The organism is Capnocytophaga sp. H4358 (genome assembly GCF_002302515.1).
Taxonomy (GTDB): Bacteria; Bacteroidota; Bacteroidia; order Flavobacteriales; family Flavobacteriaceae; genus Capnocytophaga; species Capnocytophaga canis.
In genome coordinates this window covers 1,600,512-1,621,368 of sequence record NZ_CP022380.1, presented here as the reverse complement: position 1 = coordinate 1,621,368, position 20,857 = coordinate 1,600,512, and the positions used below count along the sequence as shown (strand labels likewise).

At 38.0% G+C, this 20,857-nt stretch carries 8 protein-coding genes and 1 tRNA gene; 3 read left to right on the top strand and 6 right to left on the bottom strand.

Annotated features, from left to right (window positions below; all coding sequences use genetic code 11):
• The first annotated feature begins 206 nt into the window (after nt 1–206).
• The gene (locus CGC49_RS06870) at nt 207–1,181 is read left to right on the top strand and encodes a deoxyhypusine synthase family protein (RefSeq protein WP_095912218.1); all 975 of its coding nucleotides are present in this window, start codon (nt 207–209) and stop codon (nt 1,179–1,181) included.
• Nucleotides 1,182–1,415: 234 nt separating this feature from the next.
• Here CGC49_RS06870 and CGC49_RS06865 read toward each other — a convergent pair whose 3' ends face one another.
• The 3 genes from CGC49_RS06865 to CGC49_RS06855 all read right to left on the bottom strand — a co-directional run bounded on the left by CGC49_RS06865 (nt 1,416) and on the right by CGC49_RS06855 (nt 3,642).
• The gene (locus tag CGC49_RS06865; RefSeq protein WP_095912217.1) at nt 1,416–2,735 is read right to left on the bottom strand and encodes a sugar MFS transporter; all 1,320 of its coding nucleotides are present in this window, start codon (nt 2,733–2,735) and stop codon (nt 1,416–1,418) included.
• Between the two features lie 148 nt (nt 2,736–2,883).
• Nucleotides 2,884–3,396, bottom strand: a complete 513-nt coding sequence (locus CGC49_RS06860; RefSeq protein ID WP_095912216.1) for a gamma carbonic anhydrase family protein — start codon at nt 3,394–3,396, stop codon at nt 2,884–2,886.
• 166 nt (nt 3,397–3,562) lie between these two features.
• Nucleotides 3,563–3,642: transfer RNA gene (locus CGC49_RS06855), tRNA-Leu, on the bottom strand.
• 154 nt (nt 3,643–3,796) lie between these two features.
• Here CGC49_RS06855 and CGC49_RS06850 point away from each other — a divergent pair.
• Complete coding sequence (locus tag CGC49_RS06850; RefSeq protein WP_095912215.1) at nt 3,797–4,738, top strand: ribose-phosphate pyrophosphokinase; 942 nt, start codon at nt 3,797–3,799, stop codon at nt 4,736–4,738.
• 27 nt (nt 4,739–4,765) lie between these two features.
• Nucleotides 4,766–5,365 (top strand): 50S ribosomal protein L25/general stress protein Ctc, encoded by a 600-nt coding sequence (locus tag CGC49_RS06845; protein ID WP_042008273.1) that lies wholly within the window; start codon nt 4,766–4,768, stop codon nt 5,363–5,365.
• A gap of 86 nt (nt 5,366–5,451) precedes the next feature.
• On the opposite strand, the gene CGC49_RS06840 is transcribed toward CGC49_RS06845, so the two are convergent.
• The 3 genes from CGC49_RS06840 to CGC49_RS06830 all read right to left on the bottom strand — a co-directional run bounded on the left by CGC49_RS06840 (nt 5,452) and on the right by CGC49_RS06830 (nt 20,586).
• The gene (locus CGC49_RS06840; protein WP_095912214.1) at nt 5,452–6,666 is read right to left on the bottom strand and encodes a 3-phosphoshikimate 1-carboxyvinyltransferase; all 1,215 of its coding nucleotides are present in this window, start codon (nt 6,664–6,666) and stop codon (nt 5,452–5,454) included.
• 2 nt (nt 6,667–6,668) lie between these two features.
• Nucleotides 6,669–9,434: an outer membrane beta-barrel protein gene (locus CGC49_RS06835; protein WP_095912213.1), complete on the bottom strand. Its 2,766-nt coding sequence runs from the start codon at nt 9,432–9,434 to the stop codon at nt 6,669–6,671.
• A gap of 358 nt (nt 9,435–9,792) precedes the next feature.
• Nucleotides 9,793–20,586: an Ig-like domain-containing protein gene (locus CGC49_RS06830; RefSeq protein ID WP_157909015.1), complete on the bottom strand. Its 10,794-nt coding sequence runs from the start codon at nt 20,584–20,586 to the stop codon at nt 9,793–9,795.
• Nucleotides 20,587–20,857: the final 271 nt, after the last annotated feature.

Below are 20,857 nucleotides of genomic sequence, written 5' to 3'. Positions count from 1 at the left end.
CAACAATGAATATTTACGAATTAATAATTACGGGTTAGCAATTAGCGTAATTATTAATTCGTAATTAACTTTGGACTTTGAACCTTGAATCTTGTCACATCACTCGTTTTCTAAGTTTTTGGAGTTCAATAAAATAACCTGTGTATATTTCTGTATATGAATTAAATGTTCTATCTTTGCGTTTTCTAACATAAAAAAGATTCGAAATGAATAAAGGACCTATTTCTCAATTTATAGAGAAAAATTTTTTGCATTTCAATGCTGCCGCATTGGTGGATGCTGCTAAAGGATACGAAACGCACCTTTTGGAAGGCGGGAAAATGTTGGTTTCACTTGCTGGAGCCATGAGTACTGCAGAGCTTGGAATTTCTCTCGCTGAAATGATTCGTCAGGAGAAAGTGGATATTATTTCTTGTACGGGAGCAAACCTTGAAGAAGATGTGATGAATTTAGTGGCACACTCACACTATAAACGCGTACCTAACTACCGTGACCTCACTCCACAAGATGAATGGGATTTACTTGAGAATCATTACAATCGTGTAACTGACACCTGTATCCCAGAAGAAGAAGCTTTCCGTCGTTTACAAAAACACTTGGAAGAAGTATGGCACAAGGCAGAAAAGAATGGAGAACGTTATTTTCCACACGAGTTTTTATATCAAGTCGTAAACTCAGGCGTATTGGAGCAATATTACGAAATTGATCCAAAGAACTCTTGGATTGTAGCTGCTGCTGAACGTAACTTACCTATTGTTTGCCCAGGTTGGGAGGATTCTACTACAGGAAATATTTTTGCTTCAAACGTTATCAAAGGAAATTTGAAGGCTTCCACAGTCAAGTCGGGTATTGAGTACATGGTGTATTTAACCGAATGGTATAGAGCTAATTCAGGAGGAAAAGGTGTCGGCTTCTTCCAAATCGGAGGAGGGATAGCTGGGGATTTTCCTATTTGCGTTGTTCCGATGATGTACCAAGATTTGGAGTGGACTGATGTACCTTTCTGGGCATATTTCTGTCAGATTTCAGATTCTACAACTAGTTATGGGTCATATTCAGGAGCAGTTCCCAACGAAAAGATTACATGGGGTAAATTAGATATTAACACTCCTAAGTTCATTGTAGAGTCGGACGCAACTATCGTAGCTCCACTTATTTTTGCCTATATATTAGGACAGTAATGAATCATTGTAAAGTATGAAAACTTCAAAAGCCCTAAACTTTAGTAAAACAAAGTTTAGGGCTTTTTATTTCCATAAAAATCAGGTCAATTTCCTTAGATATTTATTGTCAGTTTTATAAAGCTATCAAAATTTAGTAAAAATTACTCCTCTTTGATTAGCGACTTTTCTCTCGTGGAAAAGGTTTTCTTAATTATATTCTGACTTTATTCGTTTCAATTGATTTTTAAGTAATTACTCCACATGGTAGCGTTTGTAATATCCGAAGAACAAAATGTATCCGTAGCAAACTACTAAGGTTAAAAAAGCCATTCTGAAACCTATGTTATCCGTGAAAAAGCCAATTACAGGAGGAATAATAGCCCCTCCAAAAATCATTGTACACAAAATACCTGAAGCCTGTGGACGTAAATCGGACAATCCTTCAGAAGCCAAAGTGAAAATGGTAGGAAACATAATTGAATTGAATAAACCAACCGCTAAAATACTCCACATAGAGAGCAATCCGTCGGTGTTTATTGAAATAAGAATCAGTAGAATAGCAATCAACGAGAATGCTATTAACACCTTTGATGGAGCTATTTTTTGGGTTAGATATGCCCCGATGAAACGTCCAATCATGGCTCCTCCCCAATAGAACATCACAAAAATCCCTACAATGGATTTTGGATCGCCATGAATTAGATCAGCTTTACCTAAAAGTCCTCCCATGCCACTCACCAGCGAGCGCATTGTGCTATTTTCGAGGATGTCACGAACGATATTTATATCTATAAAATAATTCACTAAATAACTTCCAATTGCTACTTCTGCACCTACGTAAAGAAAAATACCAATTGCGCCAAGCATCAACCCTCGCTTTTTAAATAACTCTCCATAACTGTGACGTTTTGCTTCCAAACTAATTACCTCTGGCAGTTTTACAAAAGCAAAAACAGTTGCTAATATTATGATACACGAAGCTATCCAAATAAACGGTGTTTGCACGGAAGCTGCTTCTGTCAAATAATAGGCCTCTTTTTCAACACTAGAGAGTACAGCAATTTCTTCCTCCGTTTTCACACGATCACTTAGGATGAATACAGCTCCAATAATAGGAGCTATCGTTGTTCCCAATGAATTAAAGGCTTGAGACAGGTTCAATCGGCTCGAAGCTCCCGATTCATCTCCCAAAATGGAAACATATGGATTGGCGGCTACTTGTAAAAATGTTATACCACTTGCCAAAATAAAAACGGCTAACAGGAAAACACCTAAAATGCGCTCAGATGCCGCTGGATAAAACAAAAAACATCCAGTTGCCATGGTTAACAATCCTAAGATAATACCTCGTTTATATCCAATTTTCGACAGAATAATACCTGCTGGAATCGACAATAACAAATAGGCCGTGAAAAAAGCAAATTGAACCAAACCAGCTTGAAAATAATTCAAGGTAAAAACATCTCGCAATCGAGGAATCAGCGAGTCAATTAGTACGGTCAAAAACCCCCAAAGAAAAAAGAGTGCAGTAACAAATATAAATGCTTTTTTATAGTTTTGTTTTGTGCTCATAGTGTTATGCTGTTAGAAACTAAACACAAAGCTAAATAATTACTTATAACTTCGTTAATTTTTAACATTTTATTTTGTTGTATTTAAAACAAAATAAAATATATACTTGATTTACAATGATGTAAATAAAAGAAAGTAAGGTTCAATGTTATACATCTTCAATCCAAGAAGCGTATTTAACATAGTTATCGGCGGTTCTTTGAATACCTTCTTTTTGTTCATTCGAAAGCGTTTTTATTTTCCGAGCAGGGACTCCTGCATAAATACTTCCTGATTCAACATGAGTATGCTCTGTAACTACCGCTCCTGCTGCTATGATACTATTGCTTTCAATAACACAACCATCCATAACAACACTTCCCATTCCAATAAGTACGTTATCGTGAATAGTACAGCCGTGAACGATGGCATTATGTCCAATTGAAACGTTGTTACCAATGGTTGTGGCATATTTTTGATAGGTTGCATGAATGACGGCTCCGTCCTGTACATTAACTTTATCTCCCAAGCGAATGGTATTCACATCACCTCGAATTACAGCATTATACCAAACAGTACACTGATTACCTAAAACCACATCTCCTGTAATCGTAGCATTTTCAGCAACAAAACAATTCAAACCTAACACGGGTGCTACTCCTTTAATTTTCTTTAATATCATTTTCTTATTTGTTTTTACGTCTACTTAACCTCTTTTTCTAATTGATTTTATTTGTAATAGAATAATTAGAGTTAAAACATTAGATGTATTCAAATATTTTTTTTAACTACAAAAACAAAAAAAACCTTAAAATGTTGTTTATCAACAAATTAAGGTTTTTACACTGTACCTGAGGAGGGAATCGAACCCTCACTCCGAAGAACACGAGTTTGAGTCGTGCGCGTCTACCAATTCCGCCACTCAGGCTTATTTCCTCATCATTTCGGGTGCAAAGATACACAAGATTTTTAAATGTGCAAAAAAAATATAAAAAAAATATCAATGTTTATTTTTAAATTCATACCTTTGCACCCACGATAAAGAGACTACGATTAAAAGTACAACACATCTATTTACTATTATGGCATATATTGTACCAGAATCTAAGATTTTTGCATGTACACAAAGTGTTGAATTAGCAAAAAAAATTGCTGAAAAATACGGAACTCACTTAGGAGAAGTAAATATTTCTCGTTTTAGTGATGGAGAATTTCAACCTTCATTTGAAGAGTCTGTACGTGGAACCCGAGTGTTCATTATAGGTTCAACCAACCCAAGTTCTGAAAATTTGATGGAAATGTTGCTAATGTTGGATGCGGCCAAAAGAGCTTCGGCTCGTCACATCACTGCGGTGATGCCTTATTTCGGATGGGCTCGTCAGGACAGAAAAGACAAACCGAGAGTGCCCATTGCAGCAAAATTAGTGGCTAACCTTTTGGAATCGGCAGGAGCTACACGTATTATCACAATGGATTTACACGCGGATCAAATCCAAGGTTTTTTTGAACGACCCGTGGATCATTTGTATGCTTCGACCATTTTCTTACCTCATCTTCAGAGTTTAGGACTTGAAAATTTGTGCATGGCATCACCCGATATGGGAGGTTCAAAAAGAGCTTACGCTTACTCTAAGTACCTGAACAGCGATGTGGTGATATGCTACAAACAACGCAAGAAGGCAAATGTCATAGAGACGATGGAGCTTATTGGAGAGGTGAAAGGAAAGAACGTAATTTTAGTGGATGACATGGTTGACACTGCAGGAACCTTGGTAAAAGCAGCTGAAATAATGAAAGAACGGGGAGCTATCAGCGTTCGTGCAGTCGCTACACATGGTCTTTTGAGCGGTGGAGCTTATGAAAGAATAGAAAAATCTGAATTAGAAGAACTTATCATTACAGATTCTATTCCTTTGAAACAGGAAAATCCCAAAATTAAAGTATTGAGTTGTGCCGATTTGTTTGCTGAAGTGATGCACCGCGTACATGAAAACAACTCTATTAGCTCAAAATTTATTATGTAAATAATTTAATAACTAAATATTTTTTAAATGAAATCAATTACAATCAAAGGATCTCAAAGAGAAAGCGTGGGCAAAGCAGCAACAAAAGCCTTACGTAATGCTGGACAGGTACCTTGCGTGTTATACGGAGGAGACAATGTTTTGCATTTTGCTGCACCAGATTTAGCATTCAAAAGCATCGTTTACACTCCAAACGTGTACACTGCTACGATTGAATTAGAGGGAAAAACGTATAGTGCTATTTTGCAAGATATTCAGTTTGACCCAGTTACTGACAAAATACTTCATATCGATTTCTATCAATTACATGAAAACAAAGAAATCACTATTGAGGTGCCAATCCAAATTACCGGAACTTCTCCAGGAGTTATGGCAGGTGGGGTGTTGCGTGTTGTTAACCGTAAACTGAAAGTAAAAGCTCTTCCTTCTAAATTGCCAGATTTCGTAAACGTTGATATTTCTGGTATGGAAATGGGTCAAAAATTCTATGTTACGAAATTACAACAAGACGATTACAAAGTAATGCATCCAGACAATACGGTTGTTTGTCAGGTGAGAATCTCACGTGCTGCAATGAAAGCTGCTCAAGAGGCTGCAAAAGCAGAAAAAGGAGGCAAGAAAAAATAATCTCCAAAATTGAATATAACGAAAAACCTCTCTTAAAAAAGGGAGGTTTTTTCATTTCATAAGAACTTGTTTTTCTGCAATGTTTACTAATCACCCATAATACTCTCTACATCGCTCCAAAAATCAGGGTACGACTTGGAAACCACCTCTGAATTATTGATTGTAATATTGCTTTTTAAACACAATGGGGCAAATGCCATCGCCATTCGGTGGTCATCGTAGGTATCTATTGCTATATTAGAACGAATTTCTTTACATCTGTTCAAATGCAAAGATTCAGCGGTAACTCTAACAACACCTCCAAGTTTGGTAAGCTCTGTTTTTAAGGCCTGTAAACGATCAGTTTCTTTGATTTTTAGCGTATGTAATCCTGTTAAATCACATGAAAGTCCTAAGCCAAAGCAGGTGATAGCAATAGTTTGTGCAATATCAGGAGTATTTCGTAAATCATACGAAAAATGGCTTTGTTTTGGAGTATGTTTTTTTTGCAAACGGATTTCATTGCCTAAAAAAATGGTTTCTACTCCAAAAAACGAATATATTTCTGACAAAATACTATCTCCTTGTAAACTGGATTGTTTATAACTCCGTAGATGTATGCTCGTTTCAATATCTGACAAAGCAATGAAAGAATACCAGTAGGAAACCGAACTCCAGTCAGATTCTACAACAAGTGTTTTATTTACAGTCAATTGTAGCGGATGTATCACTATTGTAGTTCCGTCAAACGATGTGGTAACTCCTATTTCATCAAGTAATTGGAGTGTCATTTTGATATAAGGCAAAGAAGTTGATTTTCCTAACAACCGAATTATCAACCCTTTATCTAAAGAAGGAGCTATGAGCATCAAGGCTGAGATGTATTGACTACTGACTTCCGATGGAATGCTGACCTCATTGTTGCAAAGTTTTCTTCCTACAATTTTCAATGGAGGGAATCCTTCACTTTCAAGATAGGTAATTTCTGCTCCCAAGGATTGCAACGCCTCAACCAAAATATGTATCGGGCGTTCTTTCATACGTGAAGAGCCTGTCAAAACGACTTCTTTCCCTTCTTGTGAGGCAAAAAAAGCTGTGAGAAAACGCATTGCTGTCCCTGCATGATGAATGTCAATGGTTCCATTTCCTTTTTCAAGGGCAGCAATCATCACTTGGGAGTCATCAGAATTGGACATATTTACAATTTCTAACTGCGGAAAAAGAGCTTGTAGAAGTAATAATCGATTGGTCTCAGACTTTGAGCCTGAAATAAAGATAGTCTTGCCTGATTTTAGGTGTGTTTTATTTAGCTTTTTAATCATAACTAAAATAGAATAACTCTTGATCCTTTTCCTTTGTTACCTCCTACTTTGTTGAGTTTATAGGTAAAAGTAAGCATAAAATATTGCTTCAACATGAGCCTTTGAGAATCCTGTACGTAATCCTCTGTAATAATTCGAGACGAATCGACAGTTTGATTCAAAATATCAAAGGCTTTCAACTGAATCGTTGCTTTATCTTCTAGGAATTTGTATCCAACACTCGCATTCCAATAGAGGTACCCTTTGCGGAAGCCTTCGCCCATGTAAGGCAAATAGGAGTAGGAAAAATCGCTTCCGACGACCACATTTTTAGGCACATAGGAGGTTATTCTCAAACCTGTACGATGTTGTGTGTAATTCTGATTTTCAAACACTTTCGAATCATAGCGAGCTACATTAAACACAGGATTATAGGTCAGTTCTATATTAATTTTTTCATCATAATCGTATCCCAAAGAACTTCTTAAACTTAAAGAATAATTGGTCAAAGCATAGCGAGTCCCATTACTGAATTGATTATTTTCTCGAATACTTGAAAAAGTACCCAAGCCGTATTTCAACTTATTTTTATCCCACTTATTGGATTTATTATAATCAATTCCAAACATGAGGGAATAATCGCCATCAATGTTGGTGTAAGTGGTTCTCCGGGTCAAATCATCATTGGTTAATGTGATGGAAGTAATCTTATCTTCGTTTAAATAAGCATTGAACCATAGAAAATATCCTGTACGGGTTTCCCAGTTGAAGTTACTAAAATCTGCTCGAATACTATGTTCAAAAGTTGGTCGTAAATCGGGATTTCCTGTGAAGGTGTGCAAAGGATTATTCACATTATCAATGGGTTGTAGCTGATTTACGGACGGCACTTGGGTACTGGAATCATAGCGAACCGACATATTCTTTCCGCGTTGAAACTCATAGCGAAGACTGGTTTCTACTGAGAAATTGGTAAAGGTCCTATCTAAGTCCAATTCTCTCAAGAAATCTTGATTTTCAATACGATTACTAACCAAACTCACTCCTCCACTCCATCGAACTTTATCCTTATTCCACTCTAATCCTACCAATGGGCGCTGTTGGGTGTTTTGGGTAATAAAGTCAGAACTCAACGCCGTATTGAAGTTCACATAGTTACCACTCAGATTTGCATCATAAGTGTCTACATCGTTTTTAATATTGGTTTTCGAAAAAACATATTCCCCTCTTACAAAAAAAGTCTTGGCTATGGGATAACGAAAGCTCGTTCGAAGTCTATACTGGTCACTTGTGTTGTTAGCTTCTTGTTGTTGATCACGAACTTGCACCGAAGGATTAGCCCCAAATACCTCTGTGCGATTATCAATTTGTTGGAATCGTTCCGAGCGACTGTTTGAGTTTTCAAAGCCAATTCCCCAAAAACCACGTCCTTTGAAACGACGACGCAGTGAAACATAGTTATTAAAATTCACATTGTTTGTCTGAGCTTGGTTGGTGGACTCACTGCTATTGACAAGGGTACGATTGCTGTTCAACGATTGCTCCATACTTCGGCTACTGCTATGTGCATTGTTAATCCCTAAATTAGGGCTTACCTCAATCTGTGTGAGTGAATCTAATTTGTATTCCAAGGAAGCTCGTACCGAATGATTATCATTCCACGAATTACCCCAATGTTCTCTATCTGAAAAATAATGACGATTGGGCAGAGTTGTTTCTCGCAGACTCTTGGTGTGATTTTCATTATCTGAATGTGTAAAAAGGTAATTTGCATCTACTTCCATATTTTTTGCATAAGTATCTGCATAATTCATACCCGCGGAGTGCGAAACATTAAGACCTTCGCTACTTCCTCCAAAAGAAACTCCATTAATCGAAAAACTTGATCCCGACATCGAAATGGTTCGTGTTCCTCGAAATCCACGTGACATCATTCCGTAAATTTCATCAAACTCAAAACCTGCGGAATTGATATTGTTGGAACTTGCTAAAACCGACACCCGAGTTTTATCTTTAAAATAATTCCCAATGCCACTGAATTCATAACGATCTTTGGTTCCATAACCTGCCGTTACACGTCCAAAAACACCTTTATTTTTATCTTCTTTAAGTACAATATTAATTGATTTATTATCGGAAGTACTTTCCTGACGAGTAAATTTCTGCTCTTTAGTTTTGGTGTCACTTACCTGAATTTTCTTCACAATGTCCTTTGTAAGATTTCGTGTAGCTGTTTTTACATCATTAAAAAAAGGCTTCCCATTTACCAAAAGCTCGTTCACCGCTACCCCATTTACAGTTATATTTCCACTGGCATCAACCTCTACTCCTGGTAAATTTTTAAGTAATTCCTCCACGGTAGCATCGGGTCGCAATTTAAATGCGTCAGCGTTAAATTCTAATGTATCTTTTTTTACGGTAATAGGAATTGCCTCCGAAGTTACTGTGACACTTTCTAATTCAAAAGCTTTTGCTTCTAACTCTATTTTTCCTAAATCAAGGCGTGGCTTCGGAGTTTCGATACGCTTTTTAAACGTCGCATTTCCGACATGGGAAATTATCAAATTCAAAAAATCATCACTTGACTTTCCTTTTAATGTAAATTTACCTTTGGCATCTGAAATAGTATAATTCACTAAGATAGAGTCTTTTACCGTCCTCACAAAAACCGTTGCGGCCTCCACAGGCTTTTGGGTTTCTTTGTCATAGATTTCTCCCACAATGGTAAATTGCTGAGCTGACATTCCTATGCTCAGTAAAAAAAAACATATTCCGATCAATCTCTTCATAGTAAAATGTTTTTATTGGTAATTTGATTGTTTAAAATATAGATTTTGCAAAATAAATGAATTTAAATGATTTCATTGTATTGCAATTCATTTTTTTTGTTACATTCACAACAAATAGTATTTTTTTAAACTGTATACAAATTCCAAAGAACTCTTACTTTCCATAGAACCCCACTTTTTGTAATTAAAAAAAGCTCTGGAAAATAATCATTGAAGCATATTTTGTTTTTACAGTCAAAAATATTTCATTAAACTTAATATCAAACTTTTTATTTGATTATTAGCTTCCAAACTTTAGCAAATAAAAAAAGAGATTACCCATTTAGGATAATCTCTCTTTCACTTATTCAGTCAGCGGTTACTTCTTAATATACAACCAACTTCCTTTCGTATGTTTCTTGTTGTTGTTATCGGTGTATTCAATGATATAGTAATACGTACCTTGTGGCAATTTCTCAGCAGCTTCAATCGTTACTCGTCCGTTTGAAATCGCTCGGAATACTCTATTAACATTATCATAGCCCTTCGTCTCAAATACCTTAACTCCCCAACGATTGTAAATACGAACCGTATTATTAGGATATCTCTCTATACCTTGAATATGGAAGTAATCATTCAATCCATCTCCATTCACAGAAATACCATTGTGAGGAATTACATCATTCAACACCGTTATCGTTACCTTAGCTATAGAACAGTTACCCATCGTATCGCAAAGCTCATACTCGAAACTGTCTACTCCTGCATAACCTCGGTTAGGTGTGTAAACAACCTCATCATCTGACGGATCATTAGTCGTTCCATTGTTATTGATAACAACCGTTCCGTTTTTAGGTTGCGTAACAATAGTCAAGGTTCCTTGCGTAGGCACATGCTCATCATTAGATACTACTTTAACCGTAACAGGTGTATCAACTACCGTCTGTTCAACATCATCTTTCGCTACTACAGGTGTCGTTGGAGTTGTTACCTCTGTAACTACTATCGTTACTGTAGCAGTATCGCATGTAATCGTTCCTGATTTTGTACAGATGCTATAACCTATCGTATACGTTCCCGTTGGCGTACCTGACGGCACCATAACATTTCCTGTTACAGGGTCTAAGTTCGGTACGATTGCTCCCGTTGGGGTTGACGTTACAGTTATCGTTACATCAGATGTTGTTGGTGTGTTCGTACCAAGCCTATCATTATCCAACACGTTTCCTACTGTTTGCGTGTTGGTCGAAGTCGTAGCTGTAAAGGTATCTGTATTCGCTGTAGGCGTAGCTACAACTCCTTTAACCGTAATGTAAACCGTAGCTTCATCACATGCCTGTGGAGTTCCACTATCACAAACTCTATACGTAAAGGAGTCTGTCCCTACAAAGTTCGTAGTCGGTGTATACGTAAACGTTCCATCTGTACTCAAACTCAACGTTCCATTAGAAGGAGTTGTTACCACTGTAGTAGTTACTGTATCGCCCTCTGGGTCGGTGTCATTATTCAACACATTTCCTACTACTGCTACATTAACATCTGTATTGTAAGCATCGTCATTAGCAACTGTAATATTAGTTGTTGTAGATACCACAGACACATGTACTCTCGCTGTTTTACAAGTAGACGTTACATTACCATCACAAATGATGTAAGTGAACTCATCTTCTCCTACAAAGTCTGTTGTTGGTGTATATGTGAATGTTCCGTCAGCATTCAAGGCAACTGTTCCATGAGATGGATTGGTATGTGTCGTTACACTGAAAGTATCTCCTTCTGGATCAAAGTCATTCGACAACACGCTTATCAAAACACCTGTATTTACTTTAGTAACAGCTGTGTCATCATTCGCAACCAAACTATTGATTCCTTTCGGTAATACTTGGATACTTATCGTAGCTGTTGCACATGCCTGCGGTGTTCCGTTATCACATACTTCATACGTATAAGATACCGTTCCTACAAAGTCTGTCGAAGGAGTAAACGTATATCTTCCGTCTGCGTTCAACACAAAGGTATGTCCTCCTACTGTATTTGTTTGTATTGTCCATACTTGCGTATCTCCCTCAGGATCTAAATCGTTCGTTCCTACACTTCCTGAAACCGGTGTATTAACATACGTATTGTTAATATCATCTTTCGCTATGGTCGTATTTGTTGGTGTTACTACCTCCGTAACTGTTATTACTACAGTAGCCGTAGCACAAGTAATCGTTCCTGATTTTGTACAGATGCTATAACCTATCGTATACGTTCCCGTTGGCGTACCTGATGGTACCATAACATTTCCTGTTACAGGGTCTAAGTTCGGTACTATCGCTCCCGTTGGGGTTGACGTTACAGTTATCGTTACATCAAATGTTGTTGGTGTATTAGTACCAATTTTATCATTATCCAATACGTTAACTACAGTTCCACTTTGAGTGGTCGTTACAGTTACAGGGTCGTCAGTAGCCGTGATTACCGTAGGGGTTGTTACCGCAGTAACTATTACAGTTACCGTAGCTGTGTCGCACGTAATCGTTCCTGATTTTGTACAGATGCTATAACCTATCGTATACGTTCCCGTTGGTGTACCTGATGGTACCGTAACATTTCCTGTTACAGGGTCTAAGTTCGGTACAACCGATCCTGTTGGGGTATTCGTTACAGTTATCGTTACATCAGATGTTGTTGGTGTGTTCGTGCCAAGCCTATCATTATCCAACACGTTTCCTACTGTTCCACTTTCTGTGGTCGTTACAGTTACTGGGTCGTCATTAGCGATTAACACTGTTGGTGTTACTACCTCTGTAACTGTAATCGTTACTGTGGCTGTACTACAAGTTACTGTACCTACTTTTGTACAGATCTTATAACCAATTTCATACGTTCCTGATGGTGTTCCTGATGGTACGGTTACATCTCCTGTCGATGGGTCTAATATCGGTACGATTGTTCCCGTTGGGGTTGACGTTACCGTTATCGTTACATCAGATGTCGTTGGTGTTTTTGTACCAAGCTTGTCGTTATCCAATACGTTTCCTACTGTTTGCGTGTTGGTCGAAGTGGTAACTGTAAAGGTATCTGTATTCGCTGTAGGCGTAGCTACTTGCTTCACTGAGATGTAAACCGTCGCCGTTGCACATGCCTGCGGTGTTCCGTTATCACATACTTCATACGTATAAGATACCGTTCCTACAAAGTCTGTCGAAGGAGTAAACGTATATGTCCCATCCGATTTCAACACAAAGGTATGTCCGCCTGTGGTATTTGTCTGAGTCGTCCACACTTGGGTATCTCCCTCTGGGTCTGTATCATTCCCTCCTACGCTTCCTGTTACAGGTGTATTAACAGTAGTATATTTAAAGTCATTCATCGCATTAGTCGTATTCGTTGGCGTTACTACCTCTGTAACTGTGATGATTACTGTGGCTGTACTACAAGTTACTGTGCCTACTTTTGTACAAATCTTATAACCAATCTCATATGTTGCCGTTGGCGTTCCTGATGGTACGGTTACATTTCCTGTCAATGGGTCTAATATCGGTACGTTTGTTCCTGTTGGCGTGCTTGTTACCGTTATCGTTACATCCGACGTCGTTGGGGTGTTCGTTCCAATGCGGTCGTTCTCCAGTACGTTTATTACAGTACCGCTTTGCGTGGTCGTTACCGTTACTGGGTCGTCATTAGCAACTAATACAGTAGGTGTTGCTACCGCTGTAATTGTCACTGTCACCGTAGTGCTTGTACAGTTGCTCGTATTCACTCTATCACAAATCGTATAAGTACCTGTGTACGTACCTGATGGCGTGTTCGGTGAAATCGTTATGTTTCCGTCCGTACCCATTGTGATATTAGGATGTGTAAACGCACCCGGAGTTAAGGTCACCGTTGAAGTGCTTACGGAAGCTCCGCCTAAACTATCATTATCCAATACATTACCTACCGTTTGGGTCGTGGTCGTTGTCGTTACCGTATAGGCATTTGGCAATGCCACTATCTCAGGTGCGGATACTGTCACTGTCACCGTCGCTGTTTTGCACGATGGTGAACCCGTAGCAATACCTTTCGGACATAATTCATACACTATCGTATAAACTCCCGCAGGGGTATTAGCTGGTACTTCTACATCTCCCGTAGTGGTCGATAAAGTAGGTGTCACTCCGCCTCCGATAGGTGTCGCCGGTTGTTTAACGCTAATGTTTACAAACGAAGGCAATACAGGGGTATGACCATTAATAGCGTCATTGCTCAACACATTACCCACTACCCTAGGAGTAGCAATTGTCGTAGCCGTATAGGTATCGTTAGCAACTGTTAATGTAGGTGTTCCAACTACAACTTGTACTTCCGCAGTATCACAATCCGTAGAACCTCCTGACAAGCATATCTCATACGTTATCGTATAAATATTCGGTAAAGTTCCTTGAGGGATCGTGATATTTCCATTTGTATCCAAAGCAGGTACATTCGAACCCGTAGGATTTTGGATATTGCCGATAGTTACCAAAGTAGTCGTAGCAGTTTGCGTCCCTACCTTGTCATTATCCAATACGTTACCCACAGTTTGAGTTACCGTGGTATCAGTGATTGAGTAAGAATCATCCGTAGCTACTACTTTCTTAATCGTAACAGTCGCTGTAGCTGTATCGCAAATACTTGTATTTGCCTTATCACAAATAGTATACGTAAACGTATGTGTACCCGATGAAGCCGTATTTCCTATCGTTAACGTACCATCCGAATTAAGTGTTACTCCAATTGGTAAATTATTTGGGGTTACACTTACCGTCGCACTCGTTGGTACTACTCCATTCAACTTGTCGTTTTCAAACACTGTCTTGGTGGTCGTTCCTACAGTTTGAACTCCAAAATCATCATCAACAGCGTCGATATTCTTAACAATGAAAATAACTTTTGCTATATCACAGTTCGCTGGTGTGACGCCTTTTTCACAAAGAGTGTAAGTAAACGAATGTAATCCCGTAGGGGTATCACTACCAATGGTTACTTTTCCGTTAACATCAATAGTTACTCCAACAGGCAATGACGTATGTGTGGTTATGGTGACAGTTTGTGAACTCACTCCTTTTCCGTCTAACCTATCATTAGCAAAAATATCTATCGTACTGTTAGGTACTAAATTATAACCGTTTACAGAATCTCCATTGTCGTCATCATTGGCTTCTATCCTATTTTTTACTGTTATAGTTACAGTCGCCGAATCACAAACGTCCGTAAGTACTTTCGAACAAAGCTGATACGTAAAGGTATATATTCCACTTTTAGCGTTACTTACAAGAATATCACCCGTTGGACTTACTGTTATTCCCGCTGGTGGCAAAGTAGTTAAAGTTACTTCCGCCGGTATGCTCGGAATCGTTCCGTTATACTTATCATTATCCAATATATTTCCACTTCCTGAAAGAGATCCGTTTTCATACGTAAATTCATCATCTCCTGTCTTGATGTTTATTACTTTCACCGTTACCGTTGCTGTATCACAAGGCGTACCGTTTACTTTTTCACAGATACGATAAGTAATCGTATATATTCCTGTAGGAACAGAATCACTGTTCACTTGTACTTTACCCGTTGCCGTGTCAATTGTTACACGCGGGTCGGCAGCAGCTATTTGTGTAATAGTTACATTGGTAGACGTTGCCGATGCAGTTCCCAAAGTATCATTCGACAATATCGTCGTTGTAGACGTACGCAAAGGACTAAGTGCATCAACCTCTATAAGCAAATCATCAACAGCATCAATAGTACAAGTGTTACTTACTACGAAATTTTGTATAGCACTACAACCTCCATTGGTTACTTTTACTTCATACGAGGTTCCGTATGTATATCCTGTAATTGTACCATCCGTTGCTATGGTCAAATTCGGTGTTATGGTATATGTAAAAGCTGTATTATATCCATTAATTTTTACAGATGGTGCTACACCACAAGAAGCATCCGTTTTAGCTATATTTAGTACAGGTAATTCATAGATGGTTATATTTAACTTATCGCTTTCGCATTTACCGTTTTCGGTATTGGTAATCTGATAGTTTCCTACGCCTAAATTACCCGATGTAACCTCAGAAGTTCCATTGTATACTTTGACAGTTGAAGGTGTTGGGAATTTGGCTTTTAACTGATCAACGGTCATCTGTCCACAAAGAACTTCTGATAATACAGGTGTCGGTGTTTTTCCTATAATAAGCGTAATATCTCTACGATCACTCTCGCATTTCCCAGCTTGAGTACGAGTGTACTGATATAATACACCTGAGGTTAAAATATCAGTGTCTAACTTAGCCGTACTTCCTCCATTATCATAAACTTTAATAAGACCTTCTTCGTAATTATTGTTTATTGTTTCTTTTAATTTTTGAACTGTCAGCGAAGAAATATCACAGAATTGTCTTCTACTAATATAACCTCTTTCAGAGATTTCTTTCACAGTAACCGTGACAACTAATCGCTCTGCACTTTCGCAATCCGTAAGGGCATCTTTAAGTGCTAAATAATAGCTTGTTGTTCCGGTAGGAATTTGAACGTTAGTTGCCAAAGGAACTCCTCCTGTTTGCGTAGCATACCAAACTAAGTTTGCATTTCCTGTAACCAAAGTATTTAAATCGGCTATAGTTTTAGTGCCACACAAATCAGTATTTGCATCCGTTTTCAATTTAGCCTTTGGTACTTTATTTACTAATAGCTGTTTACGGTCTACAATAACTGTTTTCAAATTACACGTTGGTGCAACGCTACAGTTAGAACCAAAAGTTCCTACATCCACCACGTAATACAATTGTGTTTGTACCTCTCCTGCATTATCGCAATTCATGGCACCTGTAAACTTCATGGAAATATCGTTTATTTCCAGAGCCTCACCTTTAGGCATTGAGGTCAGTAATTTATATACATAGAAACCATCCTCCAAGCTCTCATACTGTAATTTGCCACCCGATTTAGTTTCTATTTCTTGTTGATCAACAAACGTCCAGCCTGTCGGTAATTTAACGGCAAACTTAGCATTGGCATTTATGGCATCAGAGTTAATATCACTTCCCTTATTAACAAATTTCACCTCATATTTAGCCATTGGAGATCCCGTAGCCCCTATTTCAGCGAAAGTCACGGTTGCTGTTCCTTTTTCTATAACTACGATAGGTCTGTTAGAATTATCTCCTTGGATAATGATGTTATCACTGGTAGCACTCTTGATATCGGTTATATCACTACCACAGAAATTTTTACCCTTTGGAATAAAGGTCAACTGCTGGTGACTGTTAAACTTACAATCATTTGTAGTTTGTACTTTAAAACGCACACGGATTTTTTCCCCTGGTAATAAAACATTATTTCCTAAACTAATAGAAATGATATTGTTATTGGAAGTAACATTTGCATCTTCCCAGTTATTTGTTGTACCTTGTGTCCCAGAGGTATACTTTTGTGAGATACGAGCACTTCCATTAACAAAGAATAATCCTTGGTCAAGCCCCATTGGAATGTCCAAATGAACCTCTTTTGTAATACCAATCCCGGAGTTATTAATCTCAATATCGTACTCTATTTGATCACACAATTTCGGACGATAATTTGCTAGTGGTTGGCTTTCAATTTTCACCTGAAACGCACCTTCTGTTTTTCTGTATGAAACGGGTAACGAAGTTACGCAAGGTGAGTTAGCATCAATAGTTGTTGGATAGCCCTCACAACCTTGTCCAAACAAAATATTCTTGCTACCTGTACCACAGTCGATTATATTTGCTTTTACCAAGAAATAACGGGTTTTAGTAGGATCTAATTTATCCAATTTAAAAATACCCGAAGTCTCTTTTGTAAAAGGAATTCCCATAGGAATATTTCCTGTAGCGTTAGTAACTTCTTGTACCGAAGTGATTTCCATATCGGTTGATGCTATCCACAAATTGGTAAATTTATGGAAAGTAGAACTATTCGCTGCTTGTACTACCCAACGTACCTCATTCGTATTACCCACATAATTAGGCTGAGCTACCGAAGTTGTTATTTTATCGTTGTCCGCAAGATATTTTATTTCTCGTCTAATGGTTCGTATATTAGTCTGATTAAAATGCGTAAATCCAGAATGGTTTACCGAATGCCCTGTACCCTCAAGTTCCATTTCCATAGATAGTACTTCTGCTTCTCCAGAGTAACAATTAAGTTTTACCTCTGGGACAATAAATATGCGGTAACCCTCGTCGATATGCAAAGGTTTGTCTCCGTGACCTACTTTATTGTTTATAAGGGTACGTAACGCCTTTTCTAAATCAAACCCATAATTAGCATTATCGGTAACTTGAGCGTCATTGCCGTCATTGCTATCCGCATCTATATCAATGTGGGTATCATGAAAATTGGCACTGCCCTGCCCATCTAATCGTATTTTAACTCCTGTCAAAATAAGTCCTTTAGGTACATTAAACCATATTTTTTTAGGACGTAAGAAAGTTCGGTGCTCATTAGGAAACATTGCATTAGTGGCAATTATCTCGTTCATAAGCGTATCAAAATAAAAATACGAATGGGCGCCTCGTTCACATTCTAATATTTGACGATTTGTTGGATACTGATCTCCATAAGGATACACATTTAGTGTAAATCTAGTAATTCCATAATAGCTATTAGCAATACCTGGAGGTCCACAAACTACATCCGTTCCGTTGTGAATCAATTTAAAATTAGGATAAAACAGTTTCTGCCCTTGACTTGTGTGACCAAATTTATTAGGAGTCATATCCATTGAGATTGTAAGAACGTCTCCATTTTGAAAATCTGCAATAGAAGGGGGAAATCCTTTGGCTTGTAAAGTCGGAATATCAAAATTAACGGTAATGGTTTTATTACCCGTCTGAATAAGACCTAAAGCCGTTGCCGTATAGGTTGCACCAGCACGTTGAAGAGTTAAAATAACACTTTGTGGATCAATGATAGTCAAAGGATTTGCATCAGCATGTAAATTTTCAGGCATCGGAAAAGAAAACTGACCCTGAGTCCATTGATCAGCAGTCGTTTTGTTAACCTTACCACTTTGTTTAAATCGGATTCTGTCTCCAATATGGAAAGAAGATTTTTGTAAAGTTCTTGTATAGGTATCGGGATTTATAGGAATAAGATTTCCCGAACCATCGTACTTAGGCACTCCTTGATTATCAGGATCGGTGGGCTCAAAACCATAAACGGTACGCTCAATTGTAGGAATTTCACGTACAAACCCATCGGCACAGCCTGAAGAACATCCATAAGGTGTTAAGTCAACTTTAATGCAGCGAGTTGGCATTGTAAATGAGGTACCACAAGACTCGGTTCTTTTAAGTTCCATATTTAATTTGTACCAGGCGTCATCCCCTCCTGGTTTTGCACCACAATTATAGGTAGCGTCAAATTTAATCTTCAACCCATTAATACTGAAGTCAGCACCTGACCATACTTTGTTATCGTATGGTTTAATATCATTCTGATATTTAAATCGGAAACGCACCTCATTTCCGTTTACAATAGGAGGTTGACTGGGATTTACTGGAACTCCTGTATTTGTAAAAAGTTTAAGAGAACTTTGTTGTATGTTAGTAAACGAAGGTGAGAGTTGTAAAACAATATCAAAATAATCGTCTTTTTTAAGTCCATTCCAAGTAGCTGATACTTTATTAACGTTAAAAGAACCATTATAAACTTTCCCTCCTTCTACAGAAACACTTGCCTCATTAAATCCTCTAAAATCAATTTCTTGTCCAACATTTATTGATGTTTGATTTGTCGTTACAGGTGCAGAGGTTACGCATTGATTGGCATTGCTATATCTCACTTTTGAAACAATATAGCCATATGCTAAGTTAGATGGTGTAGTAGTACACCCTGCTGTAGCAGAGTTATTACGGGATTTTATACGTACATATAATGCACCGCCCGCAGGTATATCACGCAATCTCATCTCATAAAGCCAATGTTTTCCTGTGGTCCCAAAACGACCTCCCCATTCCGCTTTCCACTTGTAACCGCCTCCTGCCATAGGAGTCGTTAGTATAGGCGTTTCTACATTTTGAGTAAATGCATGGTCATCTGCCATTTCGTAACTGTTCTCTATAAAATAAGTAGAGCCAAAACGATCACCAGTGGAAGTTTCGATAGTAAAAATAAGATCTTTTGCAACACCTTGACCTTTATTTTCAATTTTGATGTAATGATAGATATCCGTATCCAAGCACAAGCCTCCAGGTTTAGCTACTGTGAGTGCATTACCATCAGCCCCTATGTGAGTGATCTCTAAAATCGGTTTCTTAGTATTGTCCAAACTAATTCCTGGCGACTTTGTAGCCTGATTAATCTCATTGTACTGACAAGATTCATCTCCACCACATCCATAACTTGCAGTATATGAACTGGTAAAATCAGTACATCCTTTAAGTTTTAAGGTTTGGGTGATGGTTACAACATCACCCTTAGCAAGGTCTTTCCCTGAAAATTGATACGTCCCGTTCGAATTAGTTATTACCCAGCCATTGGTTTGTTCAGCAGAAAAATCAGAACCCGTAATTTCTAACCCTGCACCTAAAGTAGTGGCTATCTTAAATGAACTGATAGCAGAGTTACCTGTGTTTGTGATAACTATGGTACGCTGAACCGACTCACCCGAAGGCAAATTAGCTGACATTGGGTCAACTTTCATATTTAGTACTGCATACAATACGTTAATATCCTTACCTTCTTTGAGTTGCTCAGCTCCTGCGCCAGTGAGCTTGTAACGCATTCGAGGTTTTGTTGCTCCCACTGCTGTTGTTGCAATACTACCACAAAGGGCTTTAGCCTTAAATGTTACGTGCATCTGTGGCTGAGTTGCTGTATGGGCAGGTATGTTCAAGTTGAGGGTTACTTTATTACCCGTTTGGGAAACAAAGTTTACGGCACCTACATTGGTCTGCTCTCCATTAACATACTCAAAATCATTAGGAATAGTAATTTCCAACTGTGCATTAGGATAAGCTGTAGTTCCCAAATTCAAAGTCACTGTAAAAGTGGCCGCATCACCACATGCACCAAGCTGTGGTGGATTGGATTGAGCGTCCAACACAGGAGTAGAATCTTGCGAAAAACCTAACATTGTAGTAAAAAACATTACTACAGCCATAAATATGCGAACCCTATGTCGCACTACAACACCATAATTCTTCATAATTGAATTCTTTATTTGCTCTATTGATATTTGGGAACAAAGGTACAAAGAAATTGAGAAAAATAAAGGATTTTAGTTACATTTTTTCACGCAACTTAGATTCAACCCCAAGTACAATTTTACTACTTACGAAATTCTTATACCAATTCAACAAAAATTAAATTGAACGCATGAAATTTTTCAGGATTTAATTCGTTTATTTCAACCATTTTAAACTTAAAAGTAAGTGAAAGTATAAAGTTTCAGTAAATTAGAGTTTAAGCCATATTGA